We start from the raw sequence: 25,205 nt of genomic DNA on the forward strand, positions 1-25,205 counted from the left end.
GACCGAACGAATGACTGACGTTACCGCGAACCTCGCAGCTTCTCCCGCACCTGATGCCGTGCCGGCTCCCGCCGCTGCCTACGACGCTACCGCGAAACAGAAGGCGCAAGCCAAAACCGCCCGTATTCCGATCAAGATCATCCCGATCGAAAAGCTGAAAAAGCCAGACTGGATCCGCGTTAAAGCGGCCACCGGCAATTCGCGCTTCTCCGAAATCAAGCAGATTCTGCGTGAGCACAACCTGCACACGGTGTGCGAAGAAGCGAGCTGCCCGAACATCGGCGAATGCTTCGGCAAGGGCACTGCGACGTTCATGATTATGGGCGACAAGTGCACGCGCCGCTGCCCGTTCTGCGACGTCGGCCACGGCCGCCCCGATCCGCTCGACGTGGATGAGCCGGGCAACCTGGCGCGTACCATTGCTGCGCTGAAGCTGAAGTACGTGGTGATCACGAGCGTCGACCGTGACGATTTGCGCGACGGTGGCGCTGCTCACTTCGTGGAATGTATCCGTCAGACGCGCGAACTGTCGCCGGAAACACGCATTGAAATTCTGACGCCGGATTTCCGCGGCCGTCTGGATCGTGCGCTCGGCATTCTGAACGCCGCACCGCCTGACGTGATGAACCACAACCTCGAAACGGTACCGCGTCTGTACAAGGAAGCGCGCCCCGGTTCGGACTACGCGCATTCGCTGAAGCTGCTGAAGGACTTCAAGGCGCTGCATCCGGACGTCGCGACCAAGTCGGGCCTGATGGTCGGCCTCGGCGAAACCGAAGAAGAAATCCTGCAAGTGATGCGCGATCTGCGCGAGCACAACGTGGACATGCTGACGATCGGCCAGTATCTGCAGCCGTCGGAACACCATCTGCCGGTGCGCTCGTATGTGCATCCGGACACGTTCAAGATGTACGAAGAAGAAGCGTACAAGATGGGCTTCACGCACGCTGCGGTGGGCGCGATGGTTCGCTCGAGCTACCACGCCGATCTGCAGGCGCATGGAGCCGGGGTGGTCTGAACGGTTTAGTGTGTTGTCAGTTTGAAAATGCAAAGCCCGCACATGTTGCGGGCTTTGTTTTTGTGGAGGCGCGGGATTAGGCGGTTCAGCAGTTCCGCGCAGCGATCTTGCCTGTGTTGCTTAGCGGTAATGGCGCGCGAGCAGACTGCAAGTCACGGATATTATTCCGCCGATGATCGTGAACGGGTAGAGAAAGAGGATGAAACGATGGCGCAGTGCGCGGTCCCCGATGAGGCGGTCGATCAAATTGGGCATGCTGGATCTCCTTGAGACTAGGATGAAAAGTATAGCGCAGCACATCAAAATTAGTTAGGTAAACGAATAATGTGATGCAGAAAAGGAGACTGCGACGATCGCGGTTATGAGCAGCGAAAACCACATCAACCATCCATCACGCTCCTGCTCTTTCGCGTGACGCGCTGAACGATCCGCTGCATCGGCCGCGCCCAGGCACACCAGTATTGACGCTACGACGATGAAGAGCGAGTGCCACAGAAGTGCTGCCAACATCAGTGCTGACGTGCTGCGCATCGACGCTTCGCTCAAAGCACAACCAATCTCGTAGCACGCGCTGGCACACATCGAAATGACGACCCAGAAAAGCTGGCCATCTTGAATGGGTCGCCGCGTAAGTCCCCGCGCCGCGTGCCGATAGTGGCGCGAGAAATTCAACAGGGGAAGTAATGCAATCGGCGCAAAAACGGGCACGCCGACATTGAAAAACAACCAGCTCAAGCGGCTAAGAGAATCGATCATGGGAATTCGAATTGAAGGAAACCCACTGATCATGCCGTCGCAGCGGAAGCGCGACCATCCGCCGAACGGCCAGCTTGCGCGACGGCATCCCAAGCCGCCATCATTCGCTCGAGCTGACCCATTGCCCACCGCAACAGTCGCGCGGATCCAACTCAGCGTGAAAAGCAATGCTCGAACAGCGTCATTAGCAATCGCGGATTAATTAGAACCGCCTGCGGACAAACTCCCTATAGTCGAAAGCCTCCCAGACAACACCCACTAAAGGGGCTTCTCGATGAACCGCTTCCTTCGTCCGCTCGCCGCGTTCGCTACGCTGCTCGCGTTGTCCGCGCCGTTTTCTTCCGTTGCGCACGCCGATACCAAAGAAGTCGTGATCGCATATCAGGACATGGTCGTGCCGTGGCGCTATGCGCAGGCGACTGGCGAAGTCGAAAAAGCTACCGGCTACAAGGTCACGTATCGCAAGCTCGGCAGCGGCGCGGACGTGATCCGCGCGCTGGCTTCCGGCTCGGTGCAACTCGGCGAAGCAGGGTCGAGTCCGATCGCAGCCGGGCTGTCGCAGGGCGTCGATATTTCGCTGTTCTGGATTCTGGACAACATCAACGACGCCGAAGCATTGGTCGCGCGCGACGGTTCCAACGTCACCAGCGTCGCGGGCCTGAAGGGCAAGAAGATCGGTGTGCCGTTCGTGTCGACCTCGCACTTTCATACGTTGGTTGCCTTGCAAAACGCCGGTGTGAATCCGTCCGATGTGAAGATCGTCAATCTGCGCCCGCCTGAAATCGCGGCGGCGTGGGAGCGTGGCGACATTGACGCGACTTACATATGGGACCCGGTGCTCGCGAAGGTGAAGAAGAACGGCAAGGTACTGATCACATCGGGCCAGGTGGCGCAGCAAACCGGCAAGGCGACTTTCGACGGATTCGTGGTCGACCGCAAGTTCGCTAGCCAGAACGCTGAGTTCGTCGCACGCTTGGTGAAGGTGCTCGCCGCGACCGATGCGAGCTACCGCGATCACACGTCGGCATGGAGTGCGACGTCGCCGCAGGTCGAGGCGGTTGCGAAGGAGTCCGGTGCTACCGCACAGGACGTGCCGGCGAGCCTCGCACTGTATGCATTCCCGACGCCGGCCCAGCAGGCGTCGAATGCATGGCTTGGCGGCGGCGCGCAATCCGGCGCGGCTAAATCGCTGGCCGCGACCGCTGCGTTCCTGAAGACGCAGGGCACGATTCAGAACGTGCTGGCCGATTATTCGACCGGCGTCGATCCTCAATTCGTGCAGCGGGCGGCGCATTGACTATTGAGCATTGTTTTGAGCATGGCTATCCATCAGCATCATGAGGCACGGCGATGAGCGGTCTTGAGATCCGGCGGCTGCACGTCGCCTACGAAGGCACACGCGGCGCGGCGCCTCACATCGCGCTCGCTGACGTCGACCTGCGCATCGAGCCGGGTGAATTCGTCGTCGCGCTGGGCGCGTCCGGTTGCGGCAAGACGACCTTGCTGAACTGCATCGCCGGTTTTATTCAGCCGACCGAAGGCGAGGTGCGTCTGAACGGTGAACCCGTGCTTGGGCCGGGCGCCGACCGCGGCGTCGTGTTTCAGAAGTACGCGCTAATGCCCTGGCTCGACGTGCTCGGTAACGTTGCGCTCGGTTTGCGTTTTCAGCGTGTACCGAAGGCGCAGCGCGAGCGCATCGCGCTGGAGATGCTGGCTTTGGTCGGGCTCGAGAAGCATGCGCGCTCACAGGTCTATGCGCTGTCGGGCGGCATGCAGCAGCGCGTGGGCATTGCACGCGCGCTGGCAAGCGATCCGCAAGTGCTGCTGATGGACGAGCCGATGGGCGCGCTTGACGCAATGACGCGCGAGTCGATGCAGGAGCTCGTGCTAGACGTCTGGGGCCGCACGCGCAAGACGGTGTTCTTCATTACGCATAGCGTGGAGGAAGCGCTGTTTCTGGCAACTCGCCTCGTCGTGATGACGCCGGGGCCCGGCCACATCGCCGAGAGCTACGACCTGCCATTCGCGCAGCGCTTTCTCGAGACGCGCGACGCACGCGCGATCAAATCGTCGCCGGAATTCATTGAATGGCGTGAGCGGCTGGTGCGCCGTCTGCACGAACGGACTGAGCAGAATCAGGAAGAGGTGGTGTCGTGACGGCTTCGCGTGAATCCTTGGGCAACGTGCCTCTGACCCAGGCAAGCGAGCCGCCGCGACGTAAGGCGCGGCCGGTACGCGGCTGGCGCTTGCCGGGCGACGGACCGACCGCGGCGCTGAGCGCGGCCTCGGTCACGACACTCGCGGCACTGTGGTGGATCGCCACGCATCTGCACTGGCTGCCGCCGCTCTTTCTGCCGACGCCAGAGGCCGTTTGGGCCGCGTTTCTGGACGCCTGGTACGGCCGTATTCAAGGCGGCTTGCCGCTCTCCGAACATCTCGCCTGGAGTGCGCTGCGCGTGTTCGGCGCGTTTGCACTGGCCGCGATCACGGCGGTGCCGGTCGGGATCCTGATGGGCGTGAGCCGGGTTGCGCGCGGCTTGCTCGATCCGCCGCTGGAGTTCTACCGGCCGTTGCCGCCGCTTGCGTATTTACCGCTGGTGGTGATCTGGTTCGGAATCGACGAGACGGCGAAGATTGTCGTGATCTATCTCGCCTGTTTCGCGCCGATTGCGATGGCGGCGCGTGCCGGTGTGCGCAGCGCGACCGTCGAGCAGATTCACGCGGCGTATTCGCTGGGTGGCCGCTTCGGGCAGATCGTACGTCATGTGGTCCTGCCCGCAGCGTTGCCCGAGATTCTGACCGGCTTGCGGATTGCAATCGGCTTTGGCTGGACCACCCTGGTCGCCGCCGAGATGGTCGCCGCCACCGCTGGCCTCGGTCAGATGGTGCTTAACGCGTCGAGCTTTCTGCGTACCGATGTGGTGGTAATGGGCATCGTGCTGATCGGACTGATCGCGTGGCTGTTCGATCTCGGCATGCGTGCCCTGGAACGGCGGCTGGCGCCGTGGAAGGGGCGCGTGTAGTCAGCCTTCAACGAAACAGTTCAATCACTGGCCAGCCGCGTTCCGTGGCAATGGCGCGCAGACGCGGGTCGGGATTGGTCGCGACCGGATCGGTGACGCGCTCGAGCAAAGGCACGTCATTGATCGAGTCGCTATAGAACCAGCTCTGCGGAAAATCTTGCAGACGATGTCCGAGCGAAGCCAGCCAGCTCTCGGTGCGGGTGATCTTGCCTTCGCGGAAGGTCGGCACACCGGTGGCGTGTCCGGTAAAGCGTGCCAAAGGATCGCCGCCTTCGGTGCCGAGATCGATACCTAGCAGATGTTCGAAGCCGAGTGCTTTGCCGATTGGCTCCGTAATGAACACGTTGGTGGCGGTGACGATGCAGCACAGGTCGCCTGCTTCGATATGTCGTTGCACGAGCTCCCGCGCGGCCGGCAGAATCGCCGGCGCAATCACCTTTTCCATAAACTGCGCATGCCAGGCGTCGAGCTGTTCGCGCGAGTGGCGAGCCAGCGGCGCCAGGGTGTAGTTCAGATACGCGGTCATATCGAGCGTGCCGGCCACATACTGCCGATAGTAATCGTCGATTTCTTCCGCGTGCTGCGCAGCGCCTTCTATACCCAATCCGGCGATGAAGTGGGCCCACGCCTGATCGCTGTCGAGCGGCAGCAGCGTATGGTCCAGGTCAAACAGCGCAAGGTTACGGCTCATCCAGAGTCCTCGTGATGAAGGGGGCACACTAAGTGGTCGGGTGAATCGCGTTCCGGACAATGAGCCGGCACACAACAATCCACAGTTCGGCACGAGCGTATATTTAAAAGCACAAAATTACAATAAGGCAGAAATGTGCAACACTACTGTCATAAACGCCCCGGGTGCCGGTTCATGCGGCATGCGGTTCGGGTCATGGCAGCAGGAACGGACGCGTAGTGCCTTATGTTGATTCTCCTTAACCTTCTGGCTGGTGTGGCGCTTCTCGTGTGGGGATCGCACATCGTACGTACCGGCATCCTGCGCGTGCTCGGTGCCGATCTGCGCAGCGTCCTTGGGCGCAGCACCAGTAGCCGCTGGCGTGCCTTCCTCGCGGGCGTCGGCGTCACGAGCCTCGTGCAGAGCAGCAATGCAACGGCGGTGATCGTCACGTCGTTCGCGGCGCAAGGTCTCCTGCCGCTCACCAGCGGCCTTGCGATCATGCTTGGCGCCGACGTCGGCACCGCACTCATGGCACGGCTGCTCACGCTCGATCTGTCATGGCTGTCGCCGATCCTGATTCTGTCCGGCGTGCCGCTCTTTCTGTCGCGCAAGCAAACACGTCTCGGCCAGGTCGGCCGTACGCTGATCGGGCTCGGCTTGATACTGCTGGCACTGCATCTGATCGTCGAAGCCGCCCAGCCGATGATGCAAGGCGCTGGCGTGCGCGTGATGTTCGGTGCGCTGACCGGTGACACCATGCTCGACGCGCTGGTCGGCGCGACATTTGCGGTGCTGTCCTATTCGAGTCTCGCGGCGGTCCTGCTGACGGCGACGCTGGCCTCGTCCGGTGTGATCTCACTGAAGGTGGCGCTGTGTCTCGTGATCGGCGCGAATCTCGGCAGCGGCTTGCTGGCGCTGATGGGCACGCTCGCGCAGAACGCCGCGGCGCGGCGCCTGGCCTTGGGCAGCCTGGCGTTCAAGCTGGCCGGCGCGCTGCTGATCCTGCCGTTCGCGCCGCTGCTTGCACGCGGGTTGCCGGTGCTGATCGCGAATCCGCGCGAAGCGGTGGTCGGTTTTCATGTGATTTACAACACACTGCGCTGTTGCGCCTGCCTTGCGCTGATCGATCCGGTGGCGCGCATCTGCACGCGGGTGTTGCCGGACCGGCCGCAGGCCAACGGCGAACTGCGGCCGCTGCATCTGGATGACGCCGCGCTTTCCACACCCACACTCGCACTGGCGCACGCCGCACGCGAGGTGCTGCGCATCGGCGACATCGTGCGCACCATGCTCAATAACGTCGCGGACCTGATCCATGACAACAACCTGGAAAAGGCGCGCGAGACGGTCCGGATGGACGACGACGTGGACGAACTCTATGCGGCGGTCAAAGCCTATCTAACGCTGATCTCCCGCGAGCAACTCGACGAGGCCGACAGCCGCCGCTGGACCGACATCATCTCGTTGACGATCAACCTGGAGCATGCGGGCGACATCATCGAGCGGATCGTCGGCGATATCGAAGAAAAGAAGATCGCGCACCGTCTATCGTTTTCGCAGGAGGGGCTGGGCGAGCTGGACGACCTGCAGGCACGCCTCGTCAGCAATCTGCAGCTTGGCCTGTCGGTGTTTCTGAATAACGATTTGCGTTGCGCCGAGCAGTTGCTGGCGGAGAAGGAGCGCTTTCGCGATCTGGAGCGCGCGTATTCATACAAACACCTGGACCGGCTCGCCGGGCAAACCTTGCGAAGTATCGAGACCAGCGCGTTGCATCTGGATCTGATCAGCGACATGAAGCGGCTCAATTCGCTGTTCTGCTCGACGGCCTACCCGGTGCTCGACGCAGCCGGCGCGCTGCGTGACACGCGCTTGCGCAAGCGCGTGCTCGACACGATGCATGTGAAGGAGTAGGGCGAACCCCTAGACCCTAAGCGCTAGGCCAGAACGATCTCTTCCAGCTTCTTTTTGAGCGATGCAAAGTCGGCGGCTTCGGCCGCCTTTTTGTTGGTGACGAGTACATCGATCCGATCGACCGGACAGTACGAGATCCGGCTGCGCTGACCGATCTTGCTGTAGTCGGCGAGGATCACCACGCGATCGGCGTTGGCGACCATGGCGCGCGCCACTTCGGTTTCGGCATGATCGTAGTTGGTCGCGCCATGCCGGTGATCGATGCCGACCGGCGAGAGCAAGGCCATGTCCGCCCGATAGCGCTGGATGTCGAGCACGGTGGTGGCGCCGGTGGTCGCCATGGCGCGATCGCTGATCGTGCCGCCCAGCAGGATGACTTCGTTGGCCGCTTCCGTTTGATCCACGGCGCCGCGCATTTTCAGCGCGACGTCGATGGAATTGGTGACGATCGTCAGGTTCGCCAGTTTCGCCAACTCCTCAGCGAGCGCCGCCGTGGTAGTTCCGGCGTCGATAAACAGGGTCTGGCCGCTCGCGATCAAACCGGTGGCCGCCTTGGCGATCGCTGTTTTGGATTTGACGCGCATGTGGGCGCGCTCGGCGATTGGCGCCTCGTCGGCGGGTTTGATCGCGCCGCCATGCACGCGCCGCAATTCACCGAGTGCTTCCAGATCGAGCAGATCGCGCCGCACGGTTTCGCGCGATACCCCGAGGTCCGCCATAATCCGTTCGGTCGACACGCGTTGAAGCGTCGACAGCAACGCGCGAATTCTCTGATGACGGTCTTCCTGCCACATGCATTTTTCCTTGGATGCGAATGCGCGCTCATACTGCTTGTTTTTAATAGTGCCATCGTGGACATGGATGTGTGTCCGGACAATGACAAGCGTACTACTTTGGTCGAATTGTGTTGTATTTTTTTGGCAGCTTGCAAGTTTGTGTATTTCACCTTAGCCTTCGCAGATCGAAGCGCTACGCCTATTTCGAACATCAAATGTTCGAAAAGGAATTGAAATGTCCGATTTCGAGCATTTCGCGGCGTTTTTTGGCAATTTGATTGTCCCATGCCGTTGCCATAATGGATCTTGGGATCTGCCGCCTGAACAATTCGTTGCTGCATGCGGTACTGCCGGGAGGCGGTACGGTTCGGCATCCTGACAATAAGACTACGGCGCCATGGCCGGGCGCGGCGTTGACCATGTGGTTAGCTATCGCGGCGTCGCTCACCAGCGCGATACTACGCGCGGGGCTCGCATGTAAAGGCTGCATGGCGCAGTTGTGGCATGGCGGCAGTAGCAGCTGGGAACGTGTCGAGCGCATAGTTAATCCGCTCCATCTGGAAGGTAACGAGACGTGGGAAACGGGATTGATCACACCTTAACCGCAGACTGGCCGTATCCGAGGCTGGTTGCGCATCGTTGCGGCGGCACGTTGGCGCCGGAGAACACGCTGGCCGGGTTCGACGCGTGCGTGCGCTGCGGCTACCGCATGGTCGAGTTCGACGCCAAGCTCTCCGCTGATAACCAGCTCTTTCTGTTGCACGACGACACGCTGGAGCGCACCACCAACGGTCATGGCGCCGCTGCTGAACACACGTGGGACCAACTGGCCGCGCTCGATGCCGGCGCCTGGTTCGGCCCGCAGTTCGCCGGTACGCGCCTGCCGACGCTGGCCGAGGCCGCCGGGCGTTGCGCGCGAGATGGCATTGCCGCCAACATCGAAATCAAACCGTGCCCGGGTCGTGACGAAATCACCGGGCGCCTGGTCGCTAGCGGCGCACTGACTTTGTGGCAACGGCAAACGCCGCCGCTGCTGTCGTCGTTTTCGTTCGAGGCGCTTGCCGCAGCGCGCGATGCGGCACCTTCGCTGCAGCGCGGCATGCTGTTCGAAGAAGTCCCGGCGGACTGGCGGCGCATCGTGCGGGAACTGGACTGCGTGTCGTTGCACGCGAGCCACCGGTATCTGACGGAGCCGCTGGTCGCCGAGATCAGGGCGGCCGGATTGCGCGTGCTGGCCTACACGGTGAACGATCCTGAGCGTGCCAGGCTGCTCGCGCAGTGGGGCGTCGACATGATTTGTACAGATCGCATCGATAGACTGGAACACGACATGTTTCAGGCTCCGGCGAATCCGGACTGAGCATGGCGCGGGCGCGCGAGTGCGAGCTTGCACAGGTGCGCGCCCATAGCGTTAGAAACTAGAAATTTTCCAAACGTAGCAATTTCGGCAGAGGATGGGGAAGACTATGAAGCGCACCGCGTTAGCTCGTTTACTTTCGATGTCGGCCGCTGCGGGTGTCGCCGCAGCCGGCGTGAGCAGCGCTTCGGCCGCGCCGCTCGACGCACTGGTCGCAGCCGCCAAGCAGGAAGGCCAACTCACCGTGATCGCGTTGCCGCACGACTGGTGCAACTACGGTCAACTGGTGGCTGGTTTTCAGAAGAAATACGGCATCAAGATCAACGAGTTGAATCCGGACGCGGGTTCGGGCGACGAAGTCGAAGCCATCAAGGCGAACAAGGGCAACAAGGGCCCGCAAGCGCCTGACGTGATCGACGTGGGTCTGTCGTTCGGTCCGACCGCGAAGGCCGAGGGTTTGCTGCAACCGTACAAGGTCGCAACGTGGAACTCGATCCCTAAAGACTCGAAAGATGCCGACGGCTATTGGTATGGCGATTACTACGGCGTGCTGTCGTTTGAAGTAAATGCCGACATGATCGACAAGGCGCCGGCCGACTGGAGCGATCTGCTCAAGCCGGATTATAAGAACGCAGTTTCGCTCGCGGGTGACCCGCGCACGGCCAATCAGGCGATCCAGGCCGTGTTTGCAGCAGGCCTGTCGCAAAGCAAGGGCGATGTGGGCAAGGCCGACCAGGCCGGTCTCAAGTACTTTGCCGACCTGAACAAGAACGGCAACTTCGTGCCGGTGATCGGCAAGGCCGCGTCGCTCGCGCAGGGCACCACGCCGATCGTCGTGCGTTGGGACTACAACGCGCTGGCCGACCGCGACACGCTGAAGGGCAATCCGAAGGTGCAGGTGGTGATTCCGAAAACAGGCGTGGTCGCCGGTGTGTACGTTCAGGCGATCAGCGCCTACGCGCCGCATCCGAACGCCGCCAAGCTGTGGATGGAATATCTGTACTCCGATGAAGGCCAGATCGGCTGGCTGGGCGGCTATTGCCATCCGATGCGCTACAACGAATTGGTGGCGCAGAAGAAGGTTCCGCAAGCGCTGCTCGACAAGCTGCCGCCGCCGTCGTCGTACAAGAATGTGGTGTTCCCGACGCTGTCCCAGCAGGACGCCTACAAGGACACCATCACGAAGCATTGGGACGAAGCGGTCGGCGCGAACGTCAAGTAATCGTCGCAGCGCACGCAGTTGCGGCGGCCGGAGCAGCGAGCCATTGAATCCTGCATGCGCCGCCGCTTCTAACCGCAACATGCAGCTTCAAAGGTGAGGTGCCGTTCCACGAGAGCGGCACCTCAGATGTTAGTCAGATTGCCAGGGGGAGCCATGAGCGCTTCATCGGACGCTGGATCGGTGCAGCCGGAATTACTGGTTCCACCTGCGCCCACGCCAACACCTCGCGTCGGCGGTCCGGGCCGCGCGTCGCAGCTCCTCGCCTGGATCGGCGTGGTGCCGTTTTTCACCTTCGCATTGCTGTTCCTGATTCTGCCGACCGGCTTTCTGATGGTCGGCGCCTTCCAGGATCCGCAAGGCCATTTCACCCTCGCCAATTTCCGCGACCTGCTCCAGCCGACGGTGCTGGACGCCTACTGGATCAGCTTCAAGGTAAGCGCCGCTTCCGCGCTCGGCGGCGCATTGATCGGCTCGCTGCTCGCATGGGCGGCCGTGCAAGGCAAATTGCCGGGCTGGATTCGTCCTACGTTGATGACGTTCTCCGGCGTCGCCTCGAATTTTGCCGGCGTGCCGCTTGCGTTCGCCTTTATCTGCACGTTGGGGCGCGTCGGTCTCGTGACCGTATTACTGAAGAAGTACCTCGGCTTCAATCTGTACTCAACGGGCTTCAGCGTCCTGAGCTTCTCCGGGTTGACGCTGACTTACCTGTACTTCCAGATTCCTTTGATGGTGCTGATCGTCACGCCCGCGCTCGACGGCCTGAAGCGAGAATGGCGTGAAGCCTGTGACTGCCTTGGCGGCACGGCCTTCCAATACTGGCGCCACGTGGCGTTGCCGGTGTTGTGGCCGAGCGTTCTCGGCGCGACGTTGCTGCTGTTTGCCAATTCGTTTGGCGCGGTCGCCACGGCTTACGCGCTGACCGGCAGTTCGCTGAACATCGTCACGATCCTGCTGTACGCGCAGATTCGCGGCGACGTGATGCACAACCAGAACCTCGGCTACGCACTCGCCCTCGGCATGGTGCTCATCACGGGGCTGTCGAATGGCGGCTACATCTGGCTGCGTTCGCGCGCTGAGCGGGGGCGTCGATGAAAAGCCAATCGCGTGTAGGTGCGTGGACCGCGATGATCGTCGGTTCGCTGTACTTTCTGATTCCGTTGTTTGCCACATTCGAATTCAGCCTGCGCATGAAGCGCGGCGTCTACAGCTTCGAAGCGTATAGCGTCGTGCTGAGCGATCCGCGTTTTCAGGCCTCGTTTGGCTATTCGATCCTGATGGCGGTGCTGACGATTATTGTCGGCGTGTTGCTGGTGGTGCCGACCGCGTACTACGTGCAGTTGCGGCTGCCGAAGCTGCGGCCGGTCGTCGAATTCATCACACTGTTGCCGCTGGTGGTACCGGCGATTGTGATCGTGTTCGGCTATCTGCGTATCTATAACAGCAGCTCGATTTTGCCGCTCACAGGAAACGAGCGCGCGACCGACCTGTTGCTGGTGTTTGGTTACGTGACGCTCTCGCTGCCGTACATGTACCGAGCGGTCGACGCCGGTTTGCGTGCGGTCGATGTGCGCTCGCTGACCGAAGCCGCCGAATGTCTCGGTGCGAACTGGCCGACGATCCTGTTCAAGGTGATCTTCCCGAATATCCGCTCGGGCATTCTGTCCGGCGCGTTTCTCACCTTTGCCGTGGTGATCGGCGAGTTCACGCTGGCGAGTCTGCTCGACCGCCCCGCATTCGGCCCGTATCTGCAATTGATCGGGGCGAACCGCGCGTATGAACCGTCGGCGCTTGCGATCATCGCGTTCGTGATTACGTGGGCGTCGATGGGTTTGATTCAGGTATTCGGCTCGGCCCGCGCGCTTAGCGGCCAGAAAATTTGACGGTCTCATTTGACCGACTAAGGTAGCGAATCATGGCATTCCTTGAGATCGAAAATCTGCATAAGTCCTTCGGGGCGAACACGGCGCTGCATCACTTCGACATGAAGATCGAACGCGGCGAATTCATCACGTTTCTTGGACCGTCCGGCTGTGGCAAGACCACGGTGCTGCGGATGATCGCCGGCTTCGAAACGCCGACGCGCGGCGTCATCCGGCTGGATAACAAGGACGTGACGCACCTTCGGACCCGGCAGCGCAAGGTCGGCATGGTGTTTCAGTCGTATGCGCTGTTTCCGAATATGACCGTGGCCGACAACATCGGCTTCGGGCTGAAGATCACGCACCGTCCCCAGGCCGAGATCAACAAGCGCGTCGAGGAGATGTTGCAACTGATCAAGCTGCCGGATCTCGGCGCGCGTTATCCGTGGCAATTGTCGGGTGGTCAGCAGCAACGCGTGGCATTGGCGCGTGCGCTCGCCGGCAAGCCGCAGGTCCTGTTGCTCGATGAACCGCTCTCGGCGCTTGACGCGAAGATTCGTATTTCGTTGCGGCAAGACATCCGCGCATTACAGCGTGAGTTGGGCATCACGTCGATTTTCGTGACGCATGATCAGGAAGAGGCGTTGTCCATTTCCGACCGCATCGTGGTGATGAACGAGGGGCGCGTCGAACAGATCGGCTCGCCTTCGGAGATCTACAACTATCCGCGTACGCGCTTTGTCGCGTCGTTTGTCGGCACGCTGAACATTCTGGCGGGCCATGTGATCGACCCGAAAACCGGCAAGATGGCTGTCGATGGTCAGGAGCTGACCACCACGCAGGAACTACCGGCAGACGACACGGGCAAAAAACGCATGCTCGCGCTACGGCCCGAAGCCATTGTGCTGGAGCCGGCCGCGCCGGGCCGCAATACGCTGAACGCAACCGTCGAAGAAGTGAATTTCCTCGGCGCGGTGGTCCGCATCAGAACGCGCGTAAAAGACGCGGTTATTTCGCTCGATGTGTTCAACGACCCGAATCGCGGCCTGCCTGAACGGGGTCAACCGGTATCGCTGGGTTTCTCGCACGAGAACTTGCTGGTGCTGGAAGAGGGTGGTGCATAGAAGCCGAGCAGCAGGGCCTGACGTGTGCGAGGGCCGCGCGTGCGGACTGAGCGGTTTCTGACGCGTGCGAAAGCCCCGCGTACAGCGTGGGCGGTTTCGGCTGAAGTGGGCGAAAGCCGCAGCCCAAAAGGTTCTCCGGGTTTTCCCGGGGCCGCCGCGTCGACAGATTCCGGATTCCCCGACACCCCTCGTCCGGATTTCCGGAATCCCGGACGGCGCTCGCCGTAACGTGCTAAAAAACCTATACAAATCAAAGCGATTCGCTTCGCATCAAGCTGGCATCGACCTTGCAATTTAGAACACGCGGCCGCAACGGTCCGACAACTAAAGCAAGGAGACAACGATGTCTGATTTCCCCTCCCGGTATTTCTGAATTCGTCGTCTTGTCGCGGCCTAATGCCGTGCACAGGCGTGACGACTATTCGTTCGCATGATGCGCAGCGTGGCAGGCCTTGAGCTCACCCATATCGCAGGAAACATCGTGAAGAAACCTATCCACAAAGTGCTGTACGTCCAGGTGATCGTGGCGATCATCATCGGCATCGCGCTCGGCCATTTTTCGCCGGACTTCGCCGTCGACATGAAGCCGCTCGGCGATGGCTTCATCAAGCTGATCAAGATGGTGATCGGGCCGATCATCTTCTGTACGGTGGTGACGGGTATCGCCGGTATGGAAGACATGAAGAAGGTCGGGCGCGTCGGCGGTAAGGCGTTGCTGTACTTCGAAATCGTCTCGAGCTTTGCGTTGGTGCTCGGTCTGATCGCGACGCACGTGCTAAAGCCGGGCGTCGGCTTCAACATCGATCCGGCTACGCTCGACGGCAAGGCGGTCGCGTCGTATGCCGCGAAGGCACATGGCCAGACTACGGTCGACTTCCTGATGCACATCATCCCGGACACGCTCGTATCGGCGTTCGCACAGGGCGAAATTCTGCAGATCCTGCTGATCGCGCTGTTGTTCGGCGCGGTGCTGGCCACGGCCGGTGAGAAGGGCAAGGTCGTCACCAACTTCATCGACGGGCTCTCGCATGTGTTGTTCGGCGTCGTGCGCATCATCACGAAGCTGGCGCCGATCGGCGCGTTCGGCGCGATGGCCTTCACGATCGGCAAGTACGGTATCGGCTCGCTGCTGCCGATGCTCAAGCTGATCGGCACGTTCTATCTGACTTCGATCGTGTTCGTGGTGGTTGTGCTCGGCATCATCGCGCGTGCGGTGGGCTTCAACATCTTCCGCTTTGTCGGCTACATCAAGGAAGAGATGCTGATCGTGCTTGGCACGAGCTCGTCGGAAGCCGCGTTGCCGCAACTGATGCTGAAGCTCGAAAAGCTCGGCTGCTCGCGCTCGGTGGTGGGCCTCGTGGTGCCGACCGGTTACTCGTTCAACCTCGACGGCACCAACATCTACATGACGATGGCCGTGCTGTTCATCGCTCAGGCCACGAACACGGACCTCACGTGGACGCAGCAGCTCACCTTGCTGGCGGTGACGATGCTGACGTCGAAGGGCGCGAGTGGTGTGACGGGAGCAGGCTTTATCACGCTGGCCGCTACGCTCGCTGTGGTGCCGACCATTCCGCTGTCGGGCATGGTGCTGATTCTCGGTATCGACCGTTTCATGAGCGAATGCCGCGCGCTGACGAACATCGTCGGCAACGGTGTGGCGACGGTGGTGGTGTCGGCATGGGAAAAGGAACTGGACCGCAACAAGCTGAACGCCGCGTTGCGGGGTGAAGTGGCGGTCAAAGAGCCGGCTGGGGTTTAAGCCGCACCGGCTACCGCTCCCGCCAGCACGCCAATCACGGCCGCGGACGCCCACGTATGAAAGCGGCGGCCGCGCGCTGTGACCCCGCGCCGTCGGCCGACGAAGCTCGCGCCGACGGCGCGTCGCCTTATGCCACAATATCCGATCCTCACCGATCGGGAATTGCCAACGTGACGCGCCGCCTGCTGATCCTCTTCGCGCTCGTCGCCGGGCTCGTGGTGGCGTGCGGGCTCACGTACAGCATTGCGTGGCAAAGCGGAATCGACAACCTGCGACGCAATGCCGCGGTGCGTGTCGATCGCACTGCCAGCGCGCTGAAAAGCACACTCGAGCGCTACGAATCGCTGCCTTATCTGCTGGCCGAACATCCGATTGTGCAGGACGTGCTGGTCAATCCCAGTCCAGCCAACGTCGAGCGCGCCAATCTCTATCTCGAGGACCTCAACCGCCACGCGCGGGCGACGGTCACGTACATCATTCCGCTCGATGGCTATTGCGTCGCCGCGAGCAACTGGCACGGGCCGGGCAGCTTCATCGGCGCCGGTTATCAGTTCCGGCCGTATTTTCTCGATGCGGTGAAGGGCGGCGTGGGCCGCTTCTTCGGTATCGGCACGATTTCGCAGGCGCCGGGTTACTACATCTCGCAGCCGGTGCGACGAGATGGCAAGATCGTCGGCGTGGCGGTCGTTAAACTCGATCTCGAATGGTTTCAGGGCGCGGATGCGTCCGAGCCTCTGGTTGTCACCGACGATCACGGGGTGATCTTTCTGTCGTCGATACCGGCATGGAAATATCACACGATCCGGCCGCTGTCGGGACAAGTCGCCGACTCGATCTATCAGGCGCGCCAGTACGCACAACAGCCGATCGCGCCGCTGCCGGTCACGATCGAGCGCACGCTCGAGGGCAATGCGCAGATCGTGCGCATCGGCGGTGGCCGCTATGCGCCGCGCTATCTCGCTTCGCGGCGTGGCATGGGTGAGCCGGACTGGCATCTGATTACGATGTCGCCCGTTAGTCCGGTCGACGCCGACGCGCGCAATGCGACCATTGTTACTGGCTTCGGATACGTGTCGCTGGTGTTGCTTGCGTTCTACTGGAGAATGCGGCGCGCCCGGGTGCGTGAAGTGATGCGCAGCCGCGCTCTGCTGCAAAAGGCCTACGCTGAATTGAACCGGCGAGTGGCCGAGCGCACCGCGGATCTCTCGCAGGCGAATGAACAGTTGCAGAAGGAAGTCGCCGAGCGCACGCGCGCCGAACAGGAACTGCGCGCCGCGCACGATGAGCTGATCCAGGCGAGCAAACTCGCCGCACTCGGTCAGATGGCGGCCGGCATTACGCATGAATTGAATCAACCGCTCGCGGCGTTGCGCGGCTTCTCGGACAACACGCGCGTGCTGCTTGAACGTGGCGACCAGGCGTCGGCGCGCGAAAATCTTGAAGCGATCGCGGCGCTCACCGAGCGCATGGGCAAGATTACCAATCAGCTGAAGCTCTTCGTCGGCCGTGCACGACCGCGCAGTGCGCGTGCGCCGATCATGCGAGCGTTGCGCAACGTCATCGCGCTGCTGCAAAAGCGTCTGCAAGGCGTTGAAGTCGAGTTCGCTTTGCTCGACGCCTACACCGGCGTGCGCACGCCGCTGAATCTCGCGGACGACCACCCCGAACTGATCGCCAACTGCGACGAACTGCGGCTTGAACAGGTGCTGATCAACCTGCTTGGCAACGCGCTCGACGCAACTGTGGGGATGACCCCGCCGCGCATTTCGATCGAGATCGAAGCCGCCGAGTCGAGCGTGTCGTTCGCCGTGCGCGACAACGGCCCAGGCATTCCCGACGACGTGCTGCCGCGTCTGTTCGAACCGTTCTTCACGACCAAGGAAATGGGGCATGGGCTGGGGCTCGGCCTTGCGATTTCATCCTCGATCGCGCGCGACTGTGGTGGCACCTTGGTGGCACGCAACGCGCCGCACGGCGGTGCATTATTCGTGTTGACGCTGCGCCGCGCTCGCGCGCAGACGAGCCACACATCGGACCCGCTCACCACGGGCTCCTGAATCAAACGAGAACCCCATGCTGAACCACGGCTTGCAAGTGCTGTATATCGAAGACGACGAACTGGTGCGGCGCGCCAGCGTGCAGAGTTTGCAACTGGCGGGCTTCGAGGTGATCGGCCACGCCTCGGCGGAATCCGCAGCGAAGATGATCAGCGCGGATTTCTCCGGGGTGATCGTCAGCGATATTCGTTTGCCTGGCGCGAGCGGTCTCGAACTGCTCGCGCAGTGCCATGAGCGCGCGCCCGACGTGCCGGTGATTCTGGTCACCGGTCATGGCGATATTTCGATGGCCGTGCAGGCAATGCGTGACGGCGCGTATGATTTCATCGAAAAGCCGTTCGCATCCGAACGTCTGATCGAAACCGTGCGACGCGCACTGGAGCGCCGCAAGCTGGTGCTGGAGAACCTCGCGCTGCGCCGTGAACTTGCCGGGCAGAATTCGGTGGCCCCGCGCATCATCGGCCGTAGCCCGGCGATCGAGCAGGTGCGGCGGCTGATCGCGAATATCGCGCCGACCGACGCGTCGGTGCTGATCAACGGCGACACGGGGGCGGGCAAGGAGTTGATCGCACGCAGTCTGCATGAACTGTCGCCGCGGCGTGACAAACCGTTTATCGCAGTGAATTGCGGCGCGCTACCGGAGCCGATGTTCGAGTCGGAAATGTTCGGCTATGAACCCGGCGCATTCACCGGCGCGGCGAAACGCCGGATCGGCAAGCTCGAACATGCTTCGGGCGGCACGCTGTTCCTCGACGAAATCGAGAGCATGCCGCTCGCGTTGCAGGTCAAGCTGCTGCGCGTATTGCAGGACGGCGTGCTGGAGCGGCTCGGCTCGAATCAACCGATTCGCGTGAATTGCCGCGTGGTGGCCGCCGCGAAGGGCGACATGGCCGAGCATGTCGCGGACGGCTCGTTCCGTCGCGATCTGCTGTACCGGCTGAATGTGGTGACGATCGCGCTGCCGCCGTTGAGCGAGCGCCGTGAAGATATCGTGCCGCTCTTCGAACACTTCCTGCTGGATGCGGCAGTGCGTTATCAGCGCCCCGCGCCGATTCTCACGGACCGGCAGCGCGCCGGCCTGATGCAGCGTGAGTGGCCGGGAAATGTGCGCGAACTGCGCAATGCCGCGGACCGTTTCGTGCTCGGCGTGGCCGATGATCCAGTCATGTCTTTCGCCGACGAGGGCACCGCGCCCCAACCGTTGAAGGAACGTGTCGAGCAATTCGAGCGAGCGGTGATCGCGGAGGCGTTGGAACAGGCCGGCGGTGTCGTCGCGGTCGCGGCAGATAAGCTGCAGCTTGGCAAGGCGACGCTCTACGAGAAGATCAAGCGATATGGCCTCGCGGCCAAAGGGGAAGGGGAGCGGTGAGGAGTTGAAACGCCGGCGGCGAGGCAGTACGACCTCGGCGCCGGCGTATTTGAATCAGTTTAACGCGGTTCGAATCACGAAGCGCGATTGCGCCAAATCATCAGGTCGCGTTCAGCGCTTTATCCAGCAACTTGTCGAGTTCTGCGAATTGCGGCTCGCCGACGTAGCGCTTCAGAATCTTGCCGTCCTTGTCGACCAGGAAGGTGGTCGGCGTGAGCTGGACGTTGCCGAACTGCTTGGCGGCCGAGCCGTCGTCCATCGCAACCTTGAACGGCAACTGGCGCGTTTGCGTGTAGTTTGTCACGTACATCGGCGCGTCGTAGTTCATCGCGACAGCAACGAATTCGAGCCCTTTGCCCTTGTAGCGGTTATAGGTCTGGACCATCTGCGGCATTTCTTTCATGCAGGTGTCGCAGCTGGTCGCCCAGAAGTTGACCAGGTAGACCTTGCCTTTCAGGTCGGCGGTCGAGACTTTCTGGCCCGACAGCAGCGTGAAGGTCGCATCGGGCACGCGTTGCTGACCGGCGAACGCGAAGTAGCCGGCAATCGCAATCGCGACGGCCACGACGGCGATGATGATGGTGCGAATCGGATTCGCGCGCCGTGCGGCGGTGGACGGGGTGGAGCTCATGAACGGAACCTCGAGAGTCGCGCAGAACGCGCGGAACAGTGCGTTGGGTTGGACTGTTAGATCCGGTGCTGCCAAGCGTCGCTATTGTAGCCCCATTCCGGCCGCGCGGCAGAGGGCGGCCCGGGAGGGGATAATAGGACTTTACGTTCCTGTCAGTCCGATTTTCTGTCCCCATGCTCCGAACTGCTTTTCGTTTCCTCGCTCGAATCTCGATCATCCCGTCTGACCGCCCTGTTAGCCCCCCTGTCAGCCGCTCCTCAAGTCTCGCGCTAGCCGACGGCTGCCCGGCCGGCACTGCTTCCCGCTTGCAGCAGCGGGTGCGCGCAGCACTCGGCACAATGGCTTGCGCGCTGGCATTGGGCGGTGCGTTGACCGCGTGTTCGCCGACCTTCGACTGGCGCACAATCATGAACAACGACAACGGCTACACGGTCGACCTGCCGGCCAAGCCGGACAACGATCAGCGCGCGGTCCAGATCGACGGCAAGCCGATGCAGATGGCGATGCAGACGGCCGAAGCCGGCGACGCCGTGTTCGCGGTCGGTACGGTCATGCTGCCGAACGACGACGAAGCGACGCAGCGCGCCGCCCTCGAATTCCTGCGCACGGGCCTCGCCCGCAACGTCGGCGCCGCGCCGGACGCGCACGCGGTGCAAATCCCGCTCGCCGCCGGTGGTCAGGTGCTGGGTCTGGAAATGAAGCTGACCGGCGAGGCCGGTTCGAAACACGAAACGCGGACTGTCTATGCGCGGCTGGTCGCGCATGGCCGGCATGTGTATCAGGCGGCCATCATCGCTTCCAAACCTCTGCAGCAAGAGCAGGTCGACCAGTTTTTTTCGTCGTTCCAACTTTATTGAGGGCGGCCGTTCCGGCCGATCCGGCCGCGCGATAGATCGTAGGGCACAGTGAAAGTTCCTTCGTAGCATCGCGCGCTAATTCCCGGTTTACGTTGAAGTTTTTCGGTTACTCACAGGTCCTGTGGATAACTCTGTTGAGAACTTCGCTTTTTTTGCCGTAGATGCCCATCCCGTGGGCATTCTGTCAGATTGAATCCGCTCCAGACGGTCAAAAAAAACCAATCGAATCAATGCCTTTTGGATGCATGCTTCCGTGCGCCTTTCAGATGTATCAAAATTCGTCCGGAACGCGTACATGTGCATAAGTCAAGTCTTGACAGCCGATTTTTCGCCTTATACCGACCCAAAAGCCCGGCGATATTGAATGGCTTCACCGATCTGCGCGGCGCTCGGCATTGGCGTGCCGGACAGGTCGGCGATGGTCCGCGCCACCTTCAGGACGCGGTAGTAAGCACGCGCTGACCAGCCGAAGCGCGCGCCGGCCTGGCGCAGTAGAGCCTCACCCGCTGAGTCAGGGCGGCAGACCTCGTCCACTTCCCGTCCGCCCAGTTCCCGATTGGTTTTGCCCTGCCTGGCCAGTTGCCGCTCGCGGGCGGCATTCACCCGCAATGCGATAGAGGCACTGGATTCACCGGCGGCGGTGGAATGCGCCGACAACTCCGCTGGCGTAAGCGCAGGAATCTCAAGCTGAATATTGATCCGGTCGAGCAGCGGTCCGGACAGTTTGCGGAGGTAGCGCGCCGCGATTTCCGGCGTGCAGCGGCAGCGGCCGTTGGGGTCGCCGCGCCATCCGCAGGGACACGGGTTCATTGCGGCGATCAACTGGCAGGCTGCCGGAAAATCCGCTTGCAAGGCGCCACGCGAGATCGTGATGCGACCGGCCTCGAGGGGCTCGCGCAGGGTTTCCAGCACATGACGGTCGAATTGGAAGCTCATCGAGAAACAGCACACCCAGATGCGCCAGCGTGATCTCGCCGGGTTGCGGCGGATTGCGTCCGCCGACCAGCGCCGGCGCGCTCGACGAATGATGTGGCGCGCGAAACGGCCGTTGCCGCCATTGGGACGGTGTAAAGCCGGCGCGGCTGGCGGACAGCAGGGCTGCCGAGCTGAGTGCTTCGTCGTCGGTCATGGGCGGGAGCAGGCTTGGCAGGCGAGCCGCGAGCATCGATTTGCCCGCGCCAGGCGGCCCGACCAGCAAGACGTGATGGCCGCCGGCCGCGGCGACTTCCAGGGCGCGGCGTGCGCCGCGCTGGCCGATGACGTCGGCCATGTCAGGAACGGCGGCGGGTGCGGTCGCGCTGAGATCGGGTGCGGCGACTGGGTAGAGCTGGGCGTCGGGCGCGCCGGCCAGATGGGCGCACAGCGATGGCAGATCGGTGGCGCCGTACACATCGACACCGGGCACGAGCGCCGCCTCGGCCGCGCTTGCAGCGGGCAGGTAGAGCTGCGGAGTGGATTGCGCGGACGTTCCGGGCGTCGCCGGTTCACCTGAAGTCATGCGAGTCGACGCCGCAGCAGACACGCCACCCAGTTCGCCGTGACAGGCACCGCTGCGGGCCGTCCCACAGGCCATCGCGAAAGCCCCGCGCATCGGCCGCAGCGCGCCGGTCAGTGACAGTTCGCCGGCAAATTCACGATGCAGGAGGGACTCGGGCGGAATCTGCCCGCTCGCCGCCAGAATGCCTAAAGCGATCGGCAGATCGAAGCGGCCGGATTCCTTCGGCAAATCGGCTGGCGCGAGATTGACGGTAATGCGCCGCACAGGGAAATCGAAGCTGCAGTTCTGCAGCGCCGCGCGCACACGCTCGCGGCTTGCGCGCACTTCCAGATCGGGAAGGCCAACGATCGAAAAAGAGGGTAATCCGTTCGCGAGGTGAACCTCGACGGTTACTTCGGGCGCGCGGCCAGAGGCCGGCGCGCGACTGCGCACCACGGCAAGCGACATGTTTTCTCCCGTCGGACGGCGCGCCGAGGGCGCGCGCGAGCCCCCTAAAACGCTGATGACGTCACGGCTCGCTTGCCAGTGATGTGCAGCACTACGCAGCTAAAGCGCTGCGCGCAAAGCTTCAGGACGTTTGCGTCGTGACGGGCAGCTTCTGCTCCAGCTCGGCCACGCGGCGCTCCAGCTCTTCGAGGCGCGCACGGGTGCGCACCAGCACCTGGGTCTGCGTATCGAATTCCTCACGCGTGACCAGATCGAGCTTGGAAAAGCCCTGCGACAGCATGGCTTTCACGTTGCGTTCGACATCTTTGGCCGGCGAATTCTTGAACAGCTCGCTCATGCGGGCCTGAAAATCGTTAAAGACATCGTTCGGTTGTTTCATGGTGTTCCCTTTGGCGCACAAAAAATGTGCATATTTCGTTGCGTCTGTGCTTTGTCACATGGAATGGGCCGTCTTGGTGCATGGCCGGTTGACTGCCGCTTCCGCATGAGCCCGTTTGGTGCGCGCTCAAACGTTAAAAGCCTTCGAACACTCTAGCAACGATCCATGCGCCGCGCCAGCATGCTCCGCCAACGTTGGCCATCCGGCCAGGGCCGCTTGCGCCCCTTTTGCAGCGTGCCCAGCGGCGAAGTCTGACACAACATGGCACGCGAGTTGCTGTTACTGCCCGGCGCGCACTGCCGGCACCTTTTTACCGGCAGCAGGACGAGACCACGCGAGCGGGTTACGGGTACGCAAACAGGTTACGCAACGGGTTACGCAACTAAGCGAGGGATGTCATGAAACTCATTACCGCAATCATCAAGCCGTTCAAGCTCGATGAGGCGCGCGAAGCCTTGTCGGCCATCGGCGTCTCCGGCATCACGGTGACAGAAGTCAAAGGCTTCGGTCGTCAGAAGGGCCACACGGAACTGTATCGGGGCGCGGAATACGTCGTCGATTTCCTGCCGAAGGTGAAGATCGAGGCAGCTGTCTCGGACGACATCGTCGATCAGGCGATCGAGGCGCTCGAACGCGCGGCACGCACCGGCAAGATTGGCGACGGCAAGATTTTTGTCACGCCGATCGAACAAGTGATTCGGATTCGCACCGGGGAGACCGGCGCGGACGCTCTGTAATACCAAAAGATAGCGACACAGATAGCGACAAGAGGAAATGAAGATGCGCAAATTATTGATGTCCTTGCTGATGGCCGGTTCGCTGCTCGCGGGCGGTGTCGGCGCCGCCCTCGCGGACGACGCTTCCGCTCCTGCAGCCGCCTCGGCCGCTGCTTCCGATACGACGGCGAGTGCGCCGGCGCCTGACGCTTCGGCAGCCCCTGCTGCCGCCGCGGCTTCGGCACCGGCCGCTGACGCGTCCGCCGCACCGGCGGCCAGCGCCGCAGCCGCGCCTGATGCATCGGCCGCATCCGCTGCCGCCGCACCGGCAGCGCCGACCGCGCCGTTCTCGGTCGATTCGTCGAAGATCAATTCGGGCGACACCGCCTGGATGCTGACCTCCACCGCACTCGTGCTGTTCATGACGATCCCGGGTCTGGCGCTGTTCTACGGCGGCATGGTCCGCAAGAAGAACGTGCTCGCGATCCTGATGCAAAGCTTCGCGATCACCTGCCTCGTGTCGATCATCTGGGTCGTGATCGGCTACAGCCTCGCCTTCACGCCGGGCAACTCGTTCATCGGCGGTTTGTCACGCTTCTTCATGGCGGGCATGAACTACATCCACGGCGACAAGGCGACGACGCTGACCGTCAGCCACCTCGCGCCGACGATCCCGGAAACGGTCTACGTCGTCTACCAGATGACGTTCGCGATCATCACCCCGGCACTGATCACGGGTGCATTTGCTGACCGTATGAAATTCTCGGCGATGCTGGTGTTCATGACGCTGTGGTCGATCATCGTCTACTCGCCGATCGCGCACATGGTCTGGGAACCGACCGGCTGGCTGGCTAGCGCGGGCATCCTCGACTTCGCGGGCGGCACGGTGGTGCACATCAACGCCGGTATCGCGGCGCTGGTCTGCGCGCTGGTGCTCGGCAAGCGTATCGGCTACGGCAAGGAAGCGATGGCGCCGCACAACCTGACGCTCACGCTGATCGGTGGCGCGATGCTGTGGGTGGGCTGGTTCGGCTTCAACGCGGGTTCGGCAGTGGCGGCTGATGGCCGTGCCGGTTTCGCGATGTTCGCAACGCAAGTGGCAACCGCAGCAGCAGCACTCGCATGGATGTTCGCCGAATGGGCGACCAAGGGTAAGCCGTCGGTACTCGGCATCGTGTCGGGTGCGGTTGCAGGTCTGGTGGCGATTACGCCGGCTTCGGGCTTTGTCGGTATGACGGGCTCGCTCGTGATTGGCATCGCAGCAGGTGTGATCTGCTTCTGGTCGGCTACGTGGCTCAAGCACAAGCTCGGTTACGACGATTCGCTCGACGCGTTCGGCGTGCACTGCGTCGGCGGTATCGTGGGTGCGCTGCTGACGGGTGTGTTCGCGGTCAAGGACATCGGCGGCGCGGACGGCAGCGTGATCCTGCAAGCCAAGGGCGTGCTGACGACGCTGGTCTACAGCGGCGTGGTGAGCTACATCCTGCTGAAGGTTATCGACATGACGATGGGCATCCGCGTGACGGAAGAAGAAGAACGCGAAGGCCTGGACGTGAGCCTGCACGGCGAACACGTCGAATAAGGATTCCCCTGCAAGCTCCAGGGGCTTGCGGGTCACAAACAAGCGCAGCGATTTTGGCCCGCCTTTATGGCGGGCTTTTTTATTGCGGCCTATCTTGTAAACAGCAGATTTCCCTGCCTATCATTGCGATAGCGAGAATGAATTCGCATCCGCTTGCGAATGGAGAAACCGTCCCCAAATGGACAAAG

General features: G+C 62.0%; 23 protein-coding genes and 2 pseudogenes. 16 read left to right on the plus strand and 9 right to left on the minus strand.

The window, feature by feature from the left end:
* The first annotated feature begins 10 nt into the window (after window positions 1–10).
* Window positions 11–1,018, plus strand: coding sequence for a lipoyl synthase (gene lipA, locus PQQ96_RS03775; RefSeq protein WP_408288941.1), 1,008 nt, complete (start codon window positions 11–13; stop codon window positions 1,016–1,018).
* Window positions 1,019–1,138: 120 nt separating this feature from the next.
* Here lipA and PQQ96_RS03780 read toward each other — a convergent pair whose 3' ends face one another.
* Window positions 1,139–1,273, minus strand: coding sequence for a hypothetical protein (locus tag PQQ96_RS03780; protein ID WP_408288944.1), 135 nt, complete (start codon window positions 1,271–1,273; stop codon window positions 1,139–1,141).
* Window positions 1,274–1,327: 54 nt separating this feature from the next.
* Complete coding sequence (locus tag PQQ96_RS03785) at window positions 1,328–1,774, minus strand: hypothetical protein (protein ID WP_408288947.1); 447 nt, start codon at window positions 1,772–1,774, stop codon at window positions 1,328–1,330.
* A 274-nt stretch (window positions 1,775–2,048) separates the two neighbouring features.
* Here PQQ96_RS03785 and tauA point away from each other — a divergent pair, with 274 nt between their 5' ends.
* From tauA to PQQ96_RS03800, 3 genes are read left to right on the plus strand one after another with little or no spacing between them, the layout of a single operon-like run.
* The gene (tauA, locus tag PQQ96_RS03790; protein ID WP_408288950.1) at window positions 2,049–3,071 is read left to right on the plus strand and encodes a taurine ABC transporter substrate-binding protein; all 1,023 of its coding nucleotides are present in this window, start codon (window positions 2,049–2,051) and stop codon (window positions 3,069–3,071) included.
* Window positions 3,072–3,124: 53 nt separating this feature from the next.
* Window positions 3,125–3,931, plus strand: coding sequence for a taurine ABC transporter ATP-binding protein (locus PQQ96_RS03795; RefSeq protein ID WP_408288953.1), 807 nt, complete (start codon window positions 3,125–3,127; stop codon window positions 3,929–3,931).
* On the plus strand, window positions 3,928–4,797 hold the full coding sequence (locus PQQ96_RS03800; RefSeq protein WP_408288956.1) for an ABC transporter permease subunit: 870 nt from the start codon (window positions 3,928–3,930) through the stop codon (window positions 4,795–4,797). The genes PQQ96_RS03795 and PQQ96_RS03800 overlap by 4 nt, the downstream gene beginning before the upstream one ends.
* 7 nt (window positions 4,798–4,804) lie before the next feature.
* Here the strand turns inward: PQQ96_RS03800 and PQQ96_RS03805 are convergent, their stop codons facing one another.
* On the minus strand, window positions 4,805–5,488 hold the full coding sequence (locus tag PQQ96_RS03805; RefSeq protein ID WP_408288959.1) for a histidinol-phosphatase: 684 nt from the start codon (window positions 5,486–5,488) through the stop codon (window positions 4,805–4,807).
* A 225-nt stretch (window positions 5,489–5,713) separates the two neighbouring features.
* Here PQQ96_RS03805 and PQQ96_RS03810 point away from each other — a divergent pair, with 225 nt between their 5' ends.
* Window positions 5,714–7,381: a Na/Pi cotransporter family protein gene (locus PQQ96_RS03810; protein WP_408288962.1), complete on the plus strand. Its 1,668-nt coding sequence runs from the start codon at window positions 5,714–5,716 to the stop codon at window positions 7,379–7,381.
* 23 nt (window positions 7,382–7,404) lie between these two features.
* On the opposite strand, the gene PQQ96_RS03815 is transcribed toward PQQ96_RS03810, so the two are convergent.
* Window positions 7,405–8,175, minus strand: coding sequence for a DeoR/GlpR family DNA-binding transcription regulator (locus PQQ96_RS03815; protein WP_408288965.1), 771 nt, complete (start codon window positions 8,173–8,175; stop codon window positions 7,405–7,407).
* Window positions 8,176–8,731: 556 nt separating this feature from the next.
* On the opposite strand from PQQ96_RS03815, the gene ugpQ reads away from it, so the two are divergent.
* From ugpQ to PQQ96_RS03855, 8 genes are all read left to right on the plus strand, one after another.
* Window positions 8,732–9,517 (plus strand): glycerophosphodiester phosphodiesterase, encoded by a 786-nt coding sequence (gene ugpQ / locus PQQ96_RS03820; protein WP_408288968.1) that lies wholly within the window; start codon window positions 8,732–8,734, stop codon window positions 9,515–9,517.
* 106 nt (window positions 9,518–9,623) lie between these two features.
* The gene (locus PQQ96_RS03825) at window positions 9,624–10,736 is read left to right on the plus strand and encodes an ABC transporter substrate-binding protein (RefSeq protein WP_408288971.1); all 1,113 of its coding nucleotides are present in this window, start codon (window positions 9,624–9,626) and stop codon (window positions 10,734–10,736) included.
* Between the two features lie 153 nt (window positions 10,737–10,889).
* Window positions 10,890–11,828: an ABC transporter permease gene (locus tag PQQ96_RS03830; RefSeq protein ID WP_408288974.1), complete on the plus strand. Its 939-nt coding sequence runs from the start codon at window positions 10,890–10,892 to the stop codon at window positions 11,826–11,828.
* A complete protein-coding gene (locus PQQ96_RS03835) occupies window positions 11,825–12,616 on the plus strand; it encodes an ABC transporter permease (protein WP_408288977.1) in 792 nt (263 codons plus the stop codon). Before PQQ96_RS03830 ends, PQQ96_RS03835 begins: the two co-directional genes overlap by 4 nt.
* 32 nt (window positions 12,617–12,648) lie before the next feature.
* Window positions 12,649–13,719, plus strand: coding sequence for an ABC transporter ATP-binding protein (locus PQQ96_RS03840; RefSeq protein ID WP_408288980.1), 1,071 nt, complete (start codon window positions 12,649–12,651; stop codon window positions 13,717–13,719).
* Between the two features lie 481 nt (window positions 13,720–14,200).
* Window positions 14,201–15,481, plus strand: a complete 1,281-nt coding sequence (locus tag PQQ96_RS03845; protein ID WP_408288982.1) for a dicarboxylate/amino acid:cation symporter — start codon at window positions 14,201–14,203, stop codon at window positions 15,479–15,481.
* Between the two features lie 56 nt (window positions 15,482–15,537).
* Window positions 15,538–17,538, plus strand: coding sequence for a sensor histidine kinase (locus tag PQQ96_RS03850; protein ID WP_408288985.1), 2,001 nt, complete (start codon window positions 15,538–15,540; stop codon window positions 17,536–17,538).
* Between the two features lie 16 nt (window positions 17,539–17,554).
* On the plus strand, window positions 17,555–18,907 hold the full coding sequence (locus PQQ96_RS03855) for a sigma-54-dependent transcriptional regulator (protein WP_408288988.1): 1,353 nt from the start codon (window positions 17,555–17,557) through the stop codon (window positions 18,905–18,907).
* A 100-nt stretch (window positions 18,908–19,007) separates the two neighbouring features.
* Here the strand turns inward: PQQ96_RS03855 and PQQ96_RS03860 are convergent, their stop codons facing one another.
* Window positions 19,008–19,538 carry a TlpA disulfide reductase family protein gene (locus tag PQQ96_RS03860; protein WP_408288991.1) on the minus strand — a complete coding sequence of 177 codons (531 nt, stop codon included), beginning with the start codon at window positions 19,536–19,538 and terminating at the stop codon, window positions 19,008–19,010.
* A 338-nt stretch (window positions 19,539–19,876) separates the two neighbouring features.
* Between PQQ96_RS03860 and PQQ96_RS03865 the strand changes: the two genes are divergently transcribed.
* Window positions 19,877–20,395, plus strand: coding sequence for a hypothetical protein (locus PQQ96_RS03865; RefSeq protein WP_253193376.1), 519 nt, complete (start codon window positions 19,877–19,879; stop codon window positions 20,393–20,395).
* Between the two features lie 333 nt (window positions 20,396–20,728).
* Here PQQ96_RS03865 and PQQ96_RS42375 read toward each other — a convergent pair whose 3' ends face one another.
* The 4 genes and pseudogenes from PQQ96_RS42375 to PQQ96_RS03875 all read right to left on the minus strand — a co-directional run bounded on the left by PQQ96_RS42375 (window position 20,729) and on the right by PQQ96_RS03875 (window position 22,719).
* Window positions 20,729–21,052, minus strand: coding sequence for a magnesium chelatase subunit ChlI family protein (locus tag PQQ96_RS42375; RefSeq protein WP_507028595.1), 324 nt, complete (start codon window positions 21,050–21,052; stop codon window positions 20,729–20,731).
* A 60-nt stretch (window positions 21,053–21,112) separates the two neighbouring features.
* Window positions 21,113–21,968, minus strand: a pseudogene (locus PQQ96_RS42385) (ATP-binding protein); the annotation flags it as partial.
* Window positions 21,948–22,340 (minus strand): annotated as a pseudogene (locus PQQ96_RS42390) (magnesium chelatase domain-containing protein); the annotation flags it as partial. The pseudogenes PQQ96_RS42385 and PQQ96_RS42390, both read right to left, overlap by 21 nt.
* Before the next feature lie 121 nt (window positions 22,341–22,461).
* On the minus strand, window positions 22,462–22,719 hold the full coding sequence (locus tag PQQ96_RS03875; protein ID WP_074285568.1) for an accessory factor UbiK family protein: 258 nt from the start codon (window positions 22,717–22,719) through the stop codon (window positions 22,462–22,464).
* A gap of 398 nt (window positions 22,720–23,117) precedes the next feature.
* Here PQQ96_RS03875 and PQQ96_RS03880 point away from each other — a divergent pair, with 398 nt between their 5' ends.
* Together PQQ96_RS03880 and PQQ96_RS03885 are read left to right on the plus strand one after the other, a co-directional pair.
* Window positions 23,118–23,456 (plus strand): P-II family nitrogen regulator, encoded by a 339-nt coding sequence (locus tag PQQ96_RS03880; RefSeq protein ID WP_006048089.1) that lies wholly within the window; start codon window positions 23,118–23,120, stop codon window positions 23,454–23,456.
* 43 nt (window positions 23,457–23,499) lie between these two features.
* Window positions 23,500–25,017: an ammonium transporter gene (locus tag PQQ96_RS03885; RefSeq protein ID WP_408288994.1), complete on the plus strand. Its 1,518-nt coding sequence runs from the start codon at window positions 23,500–23,502 to the stop codon at window positions 25,015–25,017.
* Window positions 25,018–25,205 lie beyond the last annotated feature (188 nt).

Origin of the sequence: Paraburkholderia sediminicola (assembly GCF_046027825.1) — a bacterium.
Classification (GTDB): Bacteria; Pseudomonadota; Gammaproteobacteria; order Burkholderiales; family Burkholderiaceae; genus Paraburkholderia; species Paraburkholderia sediminicola_D.